The organism is Actinomycetes bacterium (assembly GCA_024222295.1).
Lineage (GTDB): Bacteria > Actinomycetota > Acidimicrobiia > Acidimicrobiales > Microtrichaceae > JAAEPF01.
Map to the genome: position 1 here is coordinate 187,855 of JAAEPF010000051.1, position 15,409 is coordinate 203,263.

Genomic DNA, 15,409 nt, shown 5'->3' on the forward strand with positions numbered 1-15,409 from the left:
ATTCCGACGTCCCAGGGGAGCAGCATGGCGCTGGACGTGACAACGAAGGACTGCACGGCACTGGGTGACGCCGAGTTGGCCGAGATGGCCGATCTCTGTGCCGAGGCAGGTGTCTCCCACGAGATCGGCCTCCTCAACAAGCAGGCCGAGGAGTGGGTCCTCGTCACCCTGGCCCGAGACGGCAACAATCTGCGTGGATTCTCGTTCTCCACGCTGGAGCGCATCGGTGGCACGCCCTGCGTACTGATCGGCCTCGGTGCCGTGAAGCGCCATTCGCGCCGTGATGCGGCACTCAAGGGCATCGTTGCGGACAACTTCCGCCGTGCGCTGATGGCGTTCCCCGACGAAGACGTGCTGTTGGGCACACGCCTGTGCAATGCCGGCGCCTTCGAGGCCTGCAAGGCGCTGACCGGCATCGTTCCCCGCCCCGGCTACATGGCCAGCGGTGAGGAGCGAGCATGGGGGCGCAGGCTCGCGAAGCGGTTCGGCATCGAGTCCGGGGCCTACCAGGACAAGAGCTTCTCGATCGTCGGCGACGGCAACCTGCCCCACGTACTCGATCACGAGAGCGCCAAGCCCGAGAAGATCGACAGGGAAGTCGAGGGGCTGTTCGGTGAGCTCGACCACAGTCGTGGCGACTGCCTCGTGGCCTTCGGCTGGATCATGGCCGAAGACCTCGTCAAGTACGGCTGAGTCGGCCATCCACTGATCGGAGACACGGTGGACCGGACGTTCACCGAGGTCCTCGCGAGCCGGCGGATGTGCCGGGACTTTGAGGCGACCACACTCGCTTCGGGTACTGCGGAGTCGCTGGTGGACGCCGCTACGCGTGCCCCTGCGGCCGGCAACACCCATGCGCTCGACTTCGTGGTGCTGGAGGGCCCGCAGACCTCCCTCTACTGGGACACGACCCTGGCACAGCACCGCCGTGACGGCTTCCGGTGGCCCGGACTGCTCCGGGCCCCGATGCTACTGGTGGCGTACGTGGAGCCGGGTGCCTACGTGCGTCGATACTCCGAACCGGACAAGGCCCACAGCGGTCTCGGCGACGATCCTGGCGACTGGGCGGTTCCCTACTGGTACGTGGACGGAGGCGCCGCGGTGATGGCGGTGCTCTTGGCGGCCGAGACGCTGGGCCTCGGGTCGCTCCTGTTCGGCCAGTTCGGCCACGAGCAGGCCGTGGCGGACGCACTCGGAGTGCCCCAGGGGCACCGCAGCGTCGGCACCATTGCGGTCGGCCGACGGGCAGTGGGTGAGCGGAGCCGTTCGAAGTCCGCCGGGCGCGGCCGCCCGGTCGTCGGTGAGATCCTGCACCGCGGCCGCTGGTGAGCGGGCGTTCGGGCTGACACACACCTGCGTCGGAATGCACGAGCGGTAGTTGCACCGCGTCTGGGCGCAGTAGGTTTCATGGCGTCCGCGCGCCGACGGGTGCGCAAACGTTCAAACGGGGGTGCACGGGATGCAGCGATTCTGGTCATGGCTTGCCGTCAATCTGGGCAAGCGAGCCGGCGTGGTGACACTGGTCGGACTGATCCTCACGCTCGGGTTGGGGTATGGCATCACCAACCTCGATTTCGCGACAGGTCAGGACAGCTACCTCAACGCGGACGAGCAGGTCTACACCGACAACGTCGCGTACCAGGAGCTGTTCGGTGGCCAGGCGATGATCAGCGTCTTCTCGATGAACGAGGGCTCATACGTCGATGAGCTGTTCGCAGACGGCGGCGAGGAGACCATGCGCTCGGTGGCCGACGAGATCAACGAGATCCCCGGCGTGCTCGGTCTGATCGACCCGATCGCGGCACTCGACTTCTCGAGTGATCTCGTCGTCGCGCCCGTGCAGGGATGCGACGACCCTGCCAATGCTCAGAATCCGGAGTGCTCGGTGTTCGTCCGGGCGCTCGAGGCCGCCGCAACCGGGGCTCTGATCGAAAGCGTGGAGGTCGCGAAGGCCGAGGCCGCCGCCGCGGGCGCCACCTGCCCGGACCCTCTGCCACCCGACACATCCGAGGCATCGGGCGTCGATCCGGCGTGCGACGACGCCATCCTGCGCAACACCTACGTGGAAGAGACCTCGCTTCGCCTCGCGGCGGCCACTGAGAACGGTGGACCGACGCTCTCCAATCCCGACTATGTGAAGTTCCTCCTCTATGAGACCGAGAACCCCGGCGGCGGTGGTGAGATCCGCAAGGCCCTTCTCCCGTTCTTCCCCGATGACACGCATGCGATGTCGATCACCCGGCTGAAGGGCAACCAGTCCATCGAGGAGGAGGGGGAGACCTCGGACGCCGTCGTGGCCGCGGCCGAGGGCTACACGTTCGACAACGCCGAGGTGGTGACGACCGGTGCGCCGGTGCTGCTCAAGGACATCAACGACTACCTGCGCGGAGGCATGCTGACCCTCGGCGGCATAGCGCTGGCGGTCATGGCGCTGATCCTCATCATCTTCTTCAACGTCCGATGGCGGCTCCTGCCGCTCGCTGTGGTGACCGTTGGTGTCATCTGGGCGTTCGGCGTCACCGGATACGCGGGGATCCCTCTCACGCTGGTGACCATCGCCGGCCTGCCGGTGATGCTCGGTGTCGGCATCGACTACGCGATCCAGATGCATTCCCGGATCGAGGAGGAGGTGATCATCGACCGCACTGCACATCCGATCCAGGAGGCTGCCCGCAAGCTCGGTGGTCCGATGCTCGTGGTCACGGCCAACGCCGTGCTGGCGTTCCTCGCGATCCTTGCCTCGAAGACCCCGATGATCCGCGATTTCGGACTGTTGCTGGCGGTTGGCATCGTCGCCATTTGTATCTCGTCGATCGTGAACCCGCTCGCGATCCTGGGCATCCGCGAGTACAAGCGGCCCACCCATGGGAAGAGCTGGACCGACGGCTGGTTGGCCCGGTTCGTGAACGGCCTGGGCCGTCTGCCCGCCGGCCTCGCCGTCATCCTCATGATCGCCGCGGCCGGAATCTTCACCGGTGGTGTGCTCGCCGAGGAGCACATAGACATCCAGACCGACCCGATCCGCTGGGTCGACCAGGACACCGAGGTGATCCGCAACATCACGACTCTCGAAGAGGAGATCGGCGGAAGCTCGGAGGTCGGCGTCTATGTGGTGTCGGACGCCGGTGAGTCGCTGTACACCGACGAAACCGTCGAGTACATCGATCAGCTGACGATCGAAACGCTCGAGGAGTACGACGACGAACTGATAGTCGGCTCGGGGATCGTCGGCACAGTGTCCGACCTCATGGACGTGCCGGGTGCGGCCCATGTCTCGCCGTCGGCTGCCTCGGTCCAGGCCGCCTGGGACCTCGCCCCGGAGGGCATCCAGCTGAGTACCGCGTCACCGGACGGTGATGCGATGAACATCATCATGCTGACCGCTGAAGGTTCCCTCGAGGAACGCGGGCCGCTCGTGGAGGACCTGCGCGAGAACTCGACGCCGCCCGACGGTGTGCGGGTCACGCCTTCGGGTCTGGCCGTGGTGGGCATCGGACTGCTCGACAACCTGACCGAGGGCCGGATCTTTCTCACCTACCTGGCGCTGGCCCTCGTGTTCATCTGGCTGACAATCGCGATGCGCTCCGTGGTGCGCTCGCTGCTGGCTCTGGTGCCGGTGTTGATCGCAGTCGGCACGGCCTCACTGGTGGCCTACTTCGGCGGCTTCAAGCTGTCGCCCATGACCGCCGTGGGTGGCCCGCTGGTGGTCGCGGCGTGTACCGAGTTCACGACCCTGATCCTGTACAGGTACCTCGAGGAGCGCCGCAGGGGTCTCGAACCACAACAGGCCATCGACGCGGCCGGTGCGCGCACTGGCCGGGCATTCGTGGTCTCGGCACTCACGACCATGGCCGGTGTCGCGGTCATCGCACTGTCGTCGCTTCCGCTGCTGCGGGACTTCGGCATCACTGTGGCGATCAACGTGAGCGTTGCGCTCCTGTCGGCCCTCGTGGTCCTGCCGCCGTTGGTGGTGTGGGCCGACAAGCGGGGCTGGGTGTCAAAGGGAATGCTCGACCGCGAGGACGAGCCGTTCCTGGATGTGCCCAAGACCGAGGAAGAGGCCAAGGCGCTCGCAGCGGCGATGGCGGCCAAGCCCGACTGAGGCTCTTGGGCCCCGCGGGTCCCGCAAGTGGTTCCAGCCCGCTCAGTGGGCTGGAACCAGCAAGGCGGCCAGCTCGGCCGGGTCGCCGACCGGCGAGTCACACACGTGGTCGTGGCACACGTATGCGCGCCCACCTGCCCCCGTCTCGGATCGGCCTTCCCACAGCGGACCCGTCCCGGGCTCACCCCAGGCCAGCACGGTGGCGGGGGACCAGGTCCGCTGTGCGGTGCGCACGAGGTCTTCACGGTCGCCGGTCACGACGACTTCGGTTACGCCGTTCGTGGCCATGTCGAGCGCGCACAGCAGACGTCCGAACGCCAGAGGGGCCTCGACCGCCACCGGCGACAGCGCCTCCAGTATTCGCTCCGCGGCGGCGGTGTAGCGGGAGTCGCCCGTGAGCGCTGCCAGTTCGGTGAGGACCACGGCGGCGGTGCTCGAAGCTGACGGAGTGGCTCCGTCGGTGGTCTCACGCGGTCGGACGAGTAGTTCTTCGGCATCGTCGGCGGTGGTGAAGATCCCGCCGTCCGGGTCCTCGTAGTGCGCCAGCAGGTCGTCGGTGGCTGCAGCTGCGGCATCCAGCCAGGCCCTCGACCCGGTGGCCGAGTACAGGGTGACGAAGCACTTCGCCAGCGCCGCCAGGTCGGACCCATAGGCCCGGTGCCGGGCCTGGCCGTGTTGGCCCGAACCCTGCCACGACCGAAGCCAACGCCCTTTGGGGTCGCGCAGGTGATCCGTGAGGAACCGGGCCGTTCGCCCGGCGTCGTCGATCCAGTCCTCGCGGCCCAGCAGCATGCCGGCCGATGCGAGGGCATCGATCCACAGGGCGTTCCATTCGGTGAGAACCTTGTCGTCGAGACCCGGCCGCGGCCGGCGCGATCGCGCCTCGAGCAAGGCCAGGCGTGCCGCCTCGATGTCGGCCGGGCGTCGCAGGTTCCCGCGGGCGTGCAGCCGGTTGGGGATCGAGCGACCTTCGAAATTGCCCTCTGGGGTGATTCCCCACCACGAGAGCGCCTCGTCGGTGAGGTCCCCGCGTCCCTGTGCGGCGAGCATGCCGGCCACCTCGACGGGGTCGAAGGTGTAGAAGGCGCCTTCCTCGGCATGGGTGGATCCGGGTGAAGGCAGGCTGTCGGCGTCCTCGGCGCTGAAGCGGCCGCCGTCGGGGTGCGAGAGGTCTCGCGTCACGTAGCCCACGATCTCCTCTGCAACCTGGCTGTAGCGCGCTGCGGAGCCTGTATCGCCCAGCGCCGCTGCCACCGCGGCCGCTCGTGCGTAGGTGCCGAGCAACAGAGCGTTGTCGTAGAGCATCTTCTCGAAGTGCGGCACCAGCCAGCGCTCATCTACCGAATAGCGCGAGAAGCCGCCACCGATGAGGTCCACCATCCCGCCGGATGCCATCGCGTCGAGGGTGGTGGTGATGGCGATCCATGCCGCAGCGGAGTTCGTTCGGGCGTGGTGCACCATCAGGAAGTCGAGTGAGAGGGCTTGGGGGAACTTGGGAGCCGACCCGAAACCGCCCCACTCGGCGTCGTTGGCTGCCAGGAGACGCTCCGCGGCCTGCTCGAGTGTTGCCGTGCCGGTCTCCGCTGCATCCGGCCGGCGCAGGCCGCGCCCCAACGCCTGGGTGATGCGGCCGGCCTGCTCGGCCAGATCGTCGCGCCGCTCCGTCCAGGCCTCGTGGACGGCCTCCATGAGCTCCACGAACCCCGGCATGCCTCCCCGGCGCGTGGGTGGGAAGTAGGTGCCGCAGTAGAACGGTCGGCCGTCGGCATCCATGAAGACGGTCATCGGCCACCCACCGCGGCCGGTCAGGGCCTGGGTCGCGTCCATGTACACCGAGTCGACGTCGGGTCGCTCCTCGCGGTCGACCTTGATGCACACGAACCACTGGTTCATCACGGCCGCAACGTCGGGATCCTCGAACGACTCGTGTGCCATCACGTGGCACCAGTGGCAGCTGGAATAGCCCACCGACAGGAGCACGGGCACATCGCGATCGCGGGCCTGTTCGAAGGCCTCGTCCCCCCAGGGCAGCCAGTGCACCGGGTTGTGGGCGTGCTGGCGAAGGTACGGGGATGTCTGGTCGGCCAGACGGTTGGTCATCGCCGCACGGTAGCCAACGATCGAGCGCTGCAATTGGCGTGCCGCTCCTGCGCAACCGTGCCATGGTGCGACGATGGCCAGCCACAATCCGGGTCCAACCGAGCGCACAACCGTGAGGCGGGGGGCCAGTCGCGCCGAGTACGACCCCGAAGTGGTCCGCTCGATCATCGACGCCACGCCGATCTGCCACGTGGCGGTGAACACCGACCGGGGCCCGATCGCGTTGCCGATGGCCCATGGGCGCATCGACGATGTGCTCTACGTGCACGGGGCGCTCGCCAACGCCATGCTGCGCGCCGCGCTCGGGGGCGGCATGTGTGCCACCTTCACCGAGCTCGACGGCCTGGTGGTGGCTCGCAGCCCGTTCCACAACTCGATGAACTACCGCTGTGCAGTGGTGGTCGGGATGCCGCGCGAGGTGCGGGACCGCGACGAGAAGTTGGCGGCCCTGCGGGCGGTTTGCGAACACGTGGCACCCGCATGGGGCCACGGTCGCCCGCCGAACGATGCTGAGATCCGTCGCACGCTCGTGCTCGCAGTCGGCCTGGACGAAGCCTCGGCCAAGGTGCGTGCCGGTGACCCCGTGGACGAGCCGGAGGACGTCGGCGGGCCATGGTGGGCGGGCACGATCCCGCTTCAGCAGCAGTGGGGCCGGCCCGTGACCGCGATGGACGGGACCGAAGGAGTCGAGGTGCCGGCTGCGTTGGTCGACTTCACGCGCGGGTCGTCCGGCTAGCGTCTCGCGCTGGCCCCGACCCCGGGGTGATCGACACGCGAAGGGCGGCCCTGTGGAACTCCGACTGGACGGCAAGACGGCGCTGGTGACCGGCGCCTCGCGCGGGATCGGTCGCGCGATTGCATTGGCATTCGCGGCGAGTGGTGCGAAGGTGATGCTGTCGTCGCGCAAGCAGGATGCGATCGACGAGGCGGCTGCAGCAATTCGCTCGGAGGTGCCCGGCGCGCGGCTCGCCACGTTCGCAGCCAACGCGGGCGACCCCGAGGCGGCCGCGGCCTGTGTGGCCGCCACGGTCGAGGAGCTCGGTGGGGTTGACATCCTGGTCAACAACGCCGCCACGAACCCGTACATGGGCAAGATGATCGAGATCGACCTGCCGCGGCTCGACAAGACCTACGACGTCAACCTGCGCGGCGCCTTCGTGTGGGCCCAGTGCGCGTGGCGTGAGTGGATGCAGGAGCACGGCGGGTCGATCATCAACGTGGCGTCCATCGGAGCCATGAGCGTGGAGACCTCCATCGGGCACTACAACGTCACCAAGGCAGCCCTCGTCCACCTGACGAAGTCGCTCGCCAAGGAGTTGGCGCCGGGGGTGCGGGTCAACGGGATAGCTCCGGGTTTGGTGAAGACCGACATGGCACGTGCCCTGTGGCAGGACAACGAGGACGCGATGTCACAGATCGTGCCCCTGGCGCGCCTCGGCGAGCCCGAGGACATTGCCGATGGTGCGGTGTTCCTCGCGTCCGACGCCGCTTCCTGGGTGACCGGCACGACGCTCGTGGTCGACGGCGGCATGTTGCTCTGAGCGGTCCGGTGGGCGGGCGCGAGCGAGCGCTCGCCGAGCGCTGTTGGGAAATACCCGTCTGAAAGCAGCTGCGGTGGACGTCCATCGGATATGCTCCAGTGGCGTCACGAGGGGGGGGAAGGCAATGATTCGTGGGTCGACCGGTGGAGTACGTCCACTTCTATTGGTGCTCGCTGCGACTGCGCTTGCCGTGGCCGCCGTACCGGGCGCCGGCGCGCTGACCTCGGGCAACACCGACCACATCGAGGTGACCGAGGAACTGGTGCAGGTCGGAGACGAAGTGGAGTGCGGGGGCCGCGGCTCCATGCAGTGGACCCGCAAGATGCACCCTGGGTACTTCGAGATCGTTGTCACCACCCCGGTACCGTTGTGCTCACCCATCGAGGCCGACGCGGTGATCTGGAACATGCCCGACTGGCCGTTCCAGTGGCCCCAGACGCTCGCCGAAAAGGTCACCATCACGTTCTCGGAGCCGGGCGTCACCACGATCAAGTGGCTCAAGGTCTGTGGCTGGCGGACCCAGTTCGACCTGAACCTGCCGCCGACGCCGCCGACCATTGCTCCGTGGGGTCCGTACCACGGTGGCCTGCTGTTCCCCGCCGACGACATACTCGGCAGCAATGGCTCAGCCGTGCAGTACCTCGGTGGGGGTGAGGGATGCCAGACCACCACCACCAGCACGAGCTCGACGACGAGTTCCACGTCGTCGACCAGCTCCACGTCGAGCACGTCCTCGACGTCGACGTCTTCCACCTCCACGACGGTCCCCACGTCGGTGGAGGGCTCCACGACGACCAGGGTCGACAACACCACGTCCACCGTGCCCAGTTCGGTGGCAGGTCAGACGACCAGCACCGGGGGCACAGAGGCGTCACTGGCCTTCGCCGGCTGACTCAGCGGTTCCGGGCTGACTCGCTCGGTGCCGTTCAGCGCAACGCGGACGAGATCACGATCCGTATGCCCAGGCTGTCGTCGCTGTCGACCACCCAGCGACCTTCTGCAACCCTGCGCGCTCCGGGCAACAGCGCCGGATCGTCGAAATTGAAGTAGAGGTGGCGCACCCGGCCCGCACGGCCACCGACGAATTCGGCCATCTCGTCGCTGGCCGCCTCGAGCAGGCGCAGCCGGCCTGGCCCTTCCCAGCCCAGCTCGACCCAGTGGTTGCCGTCGACGGCGGCACCGGTCGAGGTGATCTTTCCGCCGAGGGCGTCGCGAAACAGCGAGACGGCCCCTTCGAGGTCGACAACGGCGTGGACCACACGGCCGAATCCGGCGATCGGGTGGTCGTATCCGAGTTCGGGGAACCCCTCGGGCGGGTCGCCCGCGACGAGGCCGGAGCCATCGGTCTGCGCCAGTTGAAGCATCACACCATGGGCCTGGTGTGGGGCATACAGGACCTCCTGCCATTCCGGATCCGAGCGTTCCACCGCTGCGGGCTCGAGTCCGGCGCCGGCCATCGACGTCATGGCCGCGTCGAGGTCATCAACGACGAACGTGATGTGGTGCACGCCGGGTCCGTGACGGTCGAGGAATCGCCGCACGAACTCTCCCCCCTGGGCAGAGCGGTGGGGATTGGGCGGCATGTCCGGGTTGACATCATCAGGGATCTGCTCCGGGTGCAGCGTCTCGACGGTGAAGCCGCTCGCGTAGCGGAGCTGCAGCCAGCTGTAGCCGGGGACCTGGCCATGGGAGACGAAGCGTCCGCCGAGTGCCTCGGCCAGGCTCGGCCAGGCATCGGTCATGCGGTGCAGGGCGAGCGCGACGTGGTCGAAGCGTGCCACGAACCCCCGCTCGCTCCGATCCGCCTCAGCCACCATCAGCACCGCCCTGCTTCTCGTCGTCGTCACTGACCGACACCGCAAGGCTAGAACGCCTGAGCTTGCCCAGCGAGGTCCGTGGGAGCGAAGCGACCGCCAGCACTTCCTTGGGGGCGGCCGACGTGGGCAAGGTCGACCGAACCCAGTCGCGGAGTTCGTCCAGGGATGGCACCACGCCCGCATCGGCAGGCACCACCCACGCGCACACCCGGGCACCCCACTCGTCGTCGGGCCTGCCGTACACGCCTGCCTCGGCGATGTCCGGGTGCAGTTCCAGGCGCTTCTCGACCGGCTCGGGCCACACCTTCTCGCCGCCGGTGATGATCAGGTCATCGCCGCGCCCCTCGACGCTGAGGCGGCCATCTGCGGGGTCCACCGAGCCGATGTCACCGGTTGGGTACCAACCGTCGGCATCCATCGGCACGGAGCCGTCTCGGTAGCAGCGCAGCAGGCTGGCAGTGCGCAGCTCGATCGGCCCGGATGCGCCCGGCGCCCGGGACCCGGCGTCCTGGATCCGCAACTCCACGCCCGGAAGCGGGAGGCCGTCGTAGACGACGCCACCGTAAGTCTCGGTCATCCCGTACCCGGCCACAGCGTTGGGGGGCCGGTCTTCGGGCACAGCGGAGCCGCCGAGCAGGATCCGCCGCCAGAGCGTGGCGTCGATGCGGCCGAGTGCGGTGGGGACCAGCGACACGTGGGTGGCGCCACTGCGGGCTGCGTCATCGACCGCAGCCGGGTCGAGCCCATCGTGGACCGTGAGGCCCGCACCCGTCTGCCACGACCTGGTGATGATCGACAGGCCTGCCACGTGCGACAGGGGCAGGCAGCAGAGCCAGTGCACGTCGGGGGCGACGCCCAGCGCGGTCGATGTGGCGAATGCTGCGGAGGAGACCGCGTCGTGGGTGAGCACAGCGCCCTTCGGGTGGCCGGTGGTGCCGCTCGTGGCGACCACCAGGGCATCGCCCTGGCCGACCGGCCATCCACCGGGCAGAGTTTGCTCGCCTGAGGAGTCGACCCATCTCGTGGCGCCCAGCGACTCGGCAACTCCCCGGCGATACGACAGGGGGGCTTCCTGCTGCAAGGGGAGCACGGCATCGCCCGCCTCCCACGCACGCGCCAGCGTTTCGATGAAGGCCTTTCCGGGCCGCAGGTCCACCGCGACGAGTTCGTGCATCGCCACCAGAGTGCCGCAGCGCGGCACCGATCGGTAGCATCGGCGCCGCATGTCGCCCACCGCCCACGGTTCCTCCGGCCCCGAGCGCGCCGACCTCCCGACCGGATGGCGTGTCTGGCTGGTGGGCGCCCGGCCTCGCACCCTGCCCGCAGCCGTGGCCCCGGTGATCGTGGGCGCAGCCGCCGCAGTTGGTGATGGCGGATCCTCGGAGGGCCTGGCGGGTGTGATCTGGTGGCGCTTCGCCTGTGCTCTCGCAGTTGCGTTGTTCGTGCAGGTGGCGACCAACTACGCAAACGACTACTCCGACGGGATCAGGGGCACCGACGACCCCGGGGCGCGCGTTGGTCCGCCCCGGCTGGTCGGGGACTCGATGGCATCACCGGGCGCAGTGAAGCGGGCGATGCTGGTGTGCTTCGCGCTAACCCTCGCTGCGGGCGCGCCACTCGTGCTGTTCGTCGACTGGCGACTGGCACTCGTGGGTGTCGCAGCCGTTGCGGCCGGCTGGTTCTACACCGGGGGCCCACGGCCCTATGGATATGCGGGCCTCGGAGAGCTCTTCGTGTTCGTGTTCTTCGGCCTCGTGGCCACCGTCGGGTCCGCTTTCGTGCAGACCGAGCAGATCGCCGGCGTCTCGGTGGTGGCCGGGATCGCGATGGGTTGCCTCGCCACGGCGCTGCTGGTGGTCAACAACCTGCGCGACATTCCCGGCGACACCGAGGCCGGCAAGCGCACGTTGGCGGTGAAGATCGGCGATCAGGCAACCCGGGGCCTCTACGCCGGCCTGCTGGTGGCCGCATTCCTGGCGGTGCCGTTGATGGTGGCGGCAGGATCGTCGCCGGTGGTGGGGGTCGCGCTCGTGACCGTGGTCCCCGCTCGGCGCCCGGTGCTGGCGGTCCTGTCAGGTGCACGTGGCCCGGCGCTCGTGCCCGTACTGGTCGACACTGGTCGTGTGCAGCTCGCGTACGGGGTCCTGGCAGCCGTCGGGCTTGTGATCGCAACCACCTGACGCCGTCCGGGTCCGCGTCAGGAATCGAGGAATCGGCGCACGACCCCGGTCGTGTCGTCCGGCCGTTCCAGGTGCGCGGCATGTCCGGCGCCGGCGATTGTGCAGAACTCCGCATTGGCCCCGATGGCGTCGGCCATCTCCTCGGCGGTCTCGGCGAACTTGCTGTCGTCGCCTCCCGCCAGACAGAGCACCGGCATGGTCAGCTCGGCGAGCCTGTCCCACACCGGCACCATCGACCCGGTACCGGCGTTGCGGAGCGAGCCTGCGAGACCCTCAGGGGTGTTGCTGGTTCGCTCACGCTCGAATCGCGCCCACTCGGGCAGCTGGGCGAACATCGCGGCCTCGAGCCACTCGGCGCAGAAACGTTGCACGCCTTCGGACTCCACGCGTCGGGCCCGGCTCTCGTCGGTGGCGGCGCGTTCAGCTCGTTCGTGCTCGTCGCGGATGCCGGCCGTGGCCCCCAACAGCACGAGTCGTCGCACGGCGCCCGGGTGGTCGAGCGCTGCGTGCAATGCCGTGCGCCCGCCCATCGAGTAGCCGAACCAGTCGGCGAGCGGCACCTGCGCTGCAACCATGTCGGCATTGCCGGCGCAGTCCAGACCGGCAAGTGCCGCCGCCGAGCCGTGGCCGCCGAGGTCGGGAAGCAGCACCTCGCGATCCTGTGCGAGGGACCTGGCCAAGGGGCCGAGGCATTCGCCGGTCTGGGTGAACCCGTGCAGCAGGACCAGTGGTGTCATCGGTGCACCGCGGGCGGGATCGTCAGTCACGACAACCCACCGTAGGCTGTGGCGCTCCATGGACGATCAGATATCCCGAGGGGTGCCGCACGGAGGCGTGCCACCCGGCGCACGAGCTGGCCCGACGGGCGCGTCTGGCGACGACGACGGTGCCGTGGCCGCCACCTTCTGCGCGACCCTCGTGGATGAGTGGGTGCGGGCTGGCGTGCGACACGCTGTGGTTTCTCCGGGCTCGCGAAGCACACCGATCACGGTGGCCCTCGATGACGATGACCGGGTCCGCCTGCACCTGGTCCATGATGAGCGCTCGGCGGGCTTCACCGCCCTCGGCATGGCGCTGGCGACCGGTCGCCCCTCGATTCTTGCCTGCACCAGCGGGACCGCCGCAGTGCACTTCCATGCGGCCGTGGTCGAGGCCGACCTGGCCGCCGTGCCGCTAATCGTGGTCACCGCTGACCGTCCGCCCGAGCTGCAAGGTGTGCTGGCGCCACAGACCATCAACCAGCGAGACCTCTACGGCAAGGCCCCCCGTTGGTATTGCGAGCCCGGTCCACCGACAGCGGGCGGAGCCCCCTGGTGGCGCGACCTTGCGCGAGATGCGCTGGACCGTGCCGAGGGCAATCTGCCCGGCCCGGTGCACCTCGACCTTGCCTTCCGCGAGCCGCTGTCCGGTGCTGTGGGCGAGTTGCCACCAGAGCGCGAACCGGTGGAACGGTCGGTGAAGGGGTCGCCCTGGGTGCTCATCGATGAAGACGTCGCCCGCCTTGCTGAAGCGCTCGCCGGGCGTCGCGGCCTGATCGTCGCCGGCGTCCGAGCCGCAGCCGACGAGGCGGAGACGGCGGCCCTGTGGGAACTCGCTGACGTGCTCCGCTGGCCGGTGCTGGCCGATGCACCCTCGGGCATGCGGGTGCCCCGCGACGGACTCGTCACCACCTCCGACCTGCTGCTTCGCCACCCTGGTTTCGCCGACGAGCACCGCCCGGAGGTCGTGGTGCGGCTGGGAGGCCTGCTCAGCTCGAAGGTCACCGCTCAGTTCCTGGCCACATCAACACCGACGCAGTTCGGTTTCGACCGTTTCGGGCGATGCCCCGACCCGGACCGGGTGCTGAGCGCCACGTTCGCGGTCAACCCCTCCGATGCGGCGCGCTCGTTGCTCGCAGCCTCACCGGCGCCGGCCCCCGTCGGGTGGCGGAGTGGCTGGGTCGAGGCCGAGTCGATCGCCCGCGAGGCGGTTGCGTTGGCGGCGGACCGGGGCGGGGGGCGTGCCAGTGAGCCGACCGTGGCGCTGGACGTGTTCGACGCCGTCCCGTCGGGCGGCAACCTCATGGTGTCGTCGTCGATGCCCGTGCGCGACCTCGAATGGTTCGCAGGCGCACGCTCGGACGTGCACGTCTACGCCAACAGGGGCGCCAACGGGATCGACGGGATCACTTCCACCGCAGTCGGCATTGCGGCTGCCGGCGGACGCCCAACCGTGCTGCTCACCGGCGACGTGGCCTTCCTGCACGACGTCAGTTCACTAACGGCGCTGCGTCAGCGCCGCCTGGAGATGACGATCGTCGTGGTGGACAACGACGGCGGCGGGATCTTCGGGTTCCTGCCCCAGGCTGACCAGCTCGGCCCGGCGCAGTTCGAGCGGCTCTTCGGCACTCCCCACGGCACCGACACCGCCGCTGTCGCCAAGGCATTCGGTCTGCCGACCGAGTCGGTCAACTCGCGTGCGGGGTTGCAGGCGGCGCTCGCCGGCAGCATCGCAAGGGGCGGAACGAGGGTGATAGTGGTGCGCACCGATCGCCAGGCCAACGTGGCGGAGCACAGGCGCTTTCAGCAGGCGGTGGCCGGCGCCCTCGACTCAGCGCCCTGACCGGCCCCGCCGGCCGATCCGGTGTGACGCGGTTCGGAGCCGGACGGCTTCGGAGTCGCAATGGTTGCGCGGTCTACCATGGCGCGATGGGGAGTACCTCGAAGCTGTCCGAATCCGAGCTGACCATGGCTGAGCCGCCCCGGCCCCGTGTGCTGGGCGAGTCGGTCGTGGCGCCCGGCCGCGTGCTGGGCTGGGCCGAGTTCGGCCATCCCGACGGCGACCCGGTGTTGTGGTTCCACGGCACGCCGGGTGCCCGCACCCAGGTGCCGCCCGGCGTCGACGAGGTCGCCCTCCAGCGGGGGTTCCGGATAATCGCGGTCGAGCGCCCCGGCACCGGCGCCTCCACCGACCACCAGTACGCACGGATCTCCGAGTTCGCCGGTGACATCGAGGCAGTGGTCGACGACCTCGGCATCGACCGCTTCGGCGCCGCTGGGCTGTCGGGTGGCGGTCCGTACGTGCTCGCCGTCGCCAATGCGATGCCTGACCGGTTCATGGTGGGCACCCTTCTCGGCGGCATCGGACCCACCCGTGGCCCTGACGCCGTGTGGTCCTACACACGGCTACTGCGCTTCTTCGCTCCGACCCTCGAGCTCCTGCGTTCGCCGCTCGGGTCGGCGCTGGCACCGGTCGTGGGCACCTTCGAGACCATGGGAGAGCAGGCGTTGGAGGTCTTCGCCCGGCTGATCGGCGGATCGGACCGCGAGGTGCTCACCGAGCCCGACTTCATGGCCATGTTCATCAGCGACCTGTCCAACGCGGCCGAGCTGCGTGCCGTGGCACATGACGTTGCGCTGTTCTCCCGTCACTGGGGATTCCTGCTCGAGGACGTGACCCCGCCGATCATCTGCTGGCAGGGCCTCGCCGACAGCATCGTGCCGCAGTCGCATGGCCACCACCAGGCCGCGCGTCTACCCAACGGGCAACTCCGGGTCCGTCATGGCGAGGGCCACTTCGCGGGGTTCTCGGATGCCGCCGCGGTGCTGGACGCGGTGCGTGAGGTGTGGGCGCTCGAGTCACTCGAGCCGCTCCGCGGCGATGTCGACTCCGGTGGCTGAGCGCGTGCCG

General features: G+C 68.9%; 13 protein-coding genes. 9 read left to right on the forward strand and 4 right to left on the reverse strand.

The features are described from left to right. Positions 1 to 24: 24 nt before the first annotated feature. From GY812_15310 to GY812_15320, 3 genes are all read left to right on the forward strand, one after another. Positions 25 to 693 carry a hypothetical protein gene (locus GY812_15310; GenBank protein ID MCP4436848.1) on the forward strand — a complete coding sequence of 223 codons (669 nt, stop codon included), beginning with the start codon at positions 25 to 27 and terminating at the stop codon, positions 691 to 693. 27 nt (positions 694 to 720) lie between these two features. Then, positions 721 to 1,329, forward strand: coding sequence for a nitroreductase family protein (locus GY812_15315; GenBank protein MCP4436849.1), 609 nt, complete (start codon positions 721 to 723; stop codon positions 1,327 to 1,329). 130 nt (positions 1,330 to 1,459) lie between these two features. After that, positions 1,460 to 4,102: an MMPL family transporter gene (locus GY812_15320; GenBank protein ID MCP4436850.1), complete on the forward strand. Its 2,643-nt coding sequence runs from the start codon at positions 1,460 to 1,462 to the stop codon at positions 4,100 to 4,102. A 42-nt stretch (positions 4,103 to 4,144) separates the two neighbouring features. On the opposite strand, the gene GY812_15325 is transcribed toward GY812_15320, so the two are convergent. Continuing rightward, on the reverse strand, positions 4,145 to 6,202 hold the full coding sequence (locus GY812_15325; GenBank protein MCP4436851.1) for a thioredoxin domain-containing protein: 2,058 nt from the start codon (positions 6,200 to 6,202) through the stop codon (positions 4,145 to 4,147). A 73-nt stretch (positions 6,203 to 6,275) separates the two neighbouring features. Between GY812_15325 and GY812_15330 the strand changes: the two genes are divergently transcribed. From GY812_15330 to GY812_15340, 3 genes are all read left to right on the forward strand, one after another. Continuing rightward, on the forward strand, positions 6,276 to 6,938 hold the full coding sequence (locus GY812_15330; GenBank protein ID MCP4436852.1) for a pyridoxamine 5'-phosphate oxidase family protein: 663 nt from the start codon (positions 6,276 to 6,278) through the stop codon (positions 6,936 to 6,938). 52 nt (positions 6,939 to 6,990) lie between these two features. After that, the gene (locus GY812_15335) at positions 6,991 to 7,743 is read left to right on the forward strand and encodes an SDR family oxidoreductase (protein ID MCP4436853.1); all 753 of its coding nucleotides are present in this window, start codon (positions 6,991 to 6,993) and stop codon (positions 7,741 to 7,743) included. A gap of 166 nt (positions 7,744 to 7,909) precedes the next feature. Next, the gene (locus tag GY812_15340) at positions 7,910 to 8,635 is read left to right on the forward strand and encodes a hypothetical protein (protein MCP4436854.1); all 726 of its coding nucleotides are present in this window, start codon (positions 7,910 to 7,912) and stop codon (positions 8,633 to 8,635) included. Positions 8,636 to 8,669: 34 nt separating this feature from the next. Here GY812_15340 and GY812_15345 read toward each other — a convergent pair whose 3' ends face one another. Next, complete coding sequence (locus GY812_15345) at positions 8,670 to 9,524, reverse strand: hypothetical protein (protein MCP4436855.1); 855 nt, start codon at positions 9,522 to 9,524, stop codon at positions 8,670 to 8,672. Between the two features lie 25 nt (positions 9,525 to 9,549). Further along, positions 9,550 to 10,734, reverse strand: coding sequence for a long-chain fatty acid--CoA ligase (locus GY812_15350; GenBank protein MCP4436856.1), 1,185 nt, complete (start codon positions 10,732 to 10,734; stop codon positions 9,550 to 9,552). A 49-nt stretch (positions 10,735 to 10,783) separates the two neighbouring features. Here GY812_15350 and GY812_15355 point away from each other — a divergent pair, with 49 nt between their 5' ends. Then, the gene (locus tag GY812_15355; GenBank protein ID MCP4436857.1) at positions 10,784 to 11,740 is read left to right on the forward strand and encodes a 1,4-dihydroxy-2-naphthoate polyprenyltransferase; all 957 of its coding nucleotides are present in this window, start codon (positions 10,784 to 10,786) and stop codon (positions 11,738 to 11,740) included. 17 nt (positions 11,741 to 11,757) lie between these two features. Here the strand turns inward: GY812_15355 and GY812_15360 are convergent, their stop codons facing one another. Further along, positions 11,758 to 12,507, reverse strand: coding sequence for an alpha/beta fold hydrolase (locus GY812_15360; protein ID MCP4436858.1), 750 nt, complete (start codon positions 12,505 to 12,507; stop codon positions 11,758 to 11,760). Positions 12,508 to 12,535: 28 nt separating this feature from the next. Here GY812_15360 and menD point away from each other — a divergent pair, with 28 nt between their 5' ends. Together menD and GY812_15370 are read left to right on the forward strand one after the other, a co-directional pair. Further along, the gene (menD, locus tag GY812_15365) at positions 12,536 to 14,341 is read left to right on the forward strand and encodes a 2-succinyl-5-enolpyruvyl-6-hydroxy-3-cyclohexene-1-carboxylic-acid synthase (GenBank protein ID MCP4436859.1); all 1,806 of its coding nucleotides are present in this window, start codon (positions 12,536 to 12,538) and stop codon (positions 14,339 to 14,341) included. An 86-nt stretch (positions 14,342 to 14,427) separates the two neighbouring features. Beyond that, positions 14,428 to 15,399, forward strand: a complete 972-nt coding sequence (locus GY812_15370; protein MCP4436860.1) for an alpha/beta hydrolase — start codon at positions 14,428 to 14,430, stop codon at positions 15,397 to 15,399. Positions 15,400 to 15,409 lie beyond the last annotated feature (10 nt).

What these genes read in the sequence shown, in the direction of transcription:
- GY812_15310 (MCP4436848.1), top strand. Translation starts at nt 25, where the DNA reads ATGGCGCTGGACGTGACAACGAAGGACTGCACGGCACTGGGTGACGCC.
- GY812_15320 (MCP4436850.1), top strand. Translation starts at nt 1,460, where the DNA reads ATGCAGCGATTCTGGTCATGGCTTGCCGTCAATCTGGGCAAGCGAGCC.
- GY812_15325 (MCP4436851.1), bottom strand. Translation starts at nt 6,202, where the DNA reads ATGACCAACCGTCTGGCCGACCAGACATCCCCGTACCTTCGCCAGCAC.
- GY812_15330 (MCP4436852.1), top strand. Translation starts at nt 6,276, where the DNA reads ATGGCCAGCCACAATCCGGGTCCAACCGAGCGCACAACCGTGAGGCGG.
- GY812_15350 (MCP4436856.1), bottom strand. Translation starts at nt 10,734, where the DNA reads ATGCACGAACTCGTCGCGGTGGACCTGCGGCCCGGAAAGGCCTTCATC.
- GY812_15355 (MCP4436857.1), top strand. Translation starts at nt 10,784, where the DNA reads ATGTCGCCCACCGCCCACGGTTCCTCCGGCCCCGAGCGCGCCGACCTC.
- menD (MCP4436859.1), top strand. Translation starts at nt 12,536, where the DNA reads ATGGACGATCAGATATCCCGAGGGGTGCCGCACGGAGGCGTGCCACCC.
- GY812_15370 (MCP4436860.1), top strand. Translation starts at nt 14,428, where the DNA reads ATGGGGAGTACCTCGAAGCTGTCCGAATCCGAGCTGACCATGGCTGAG.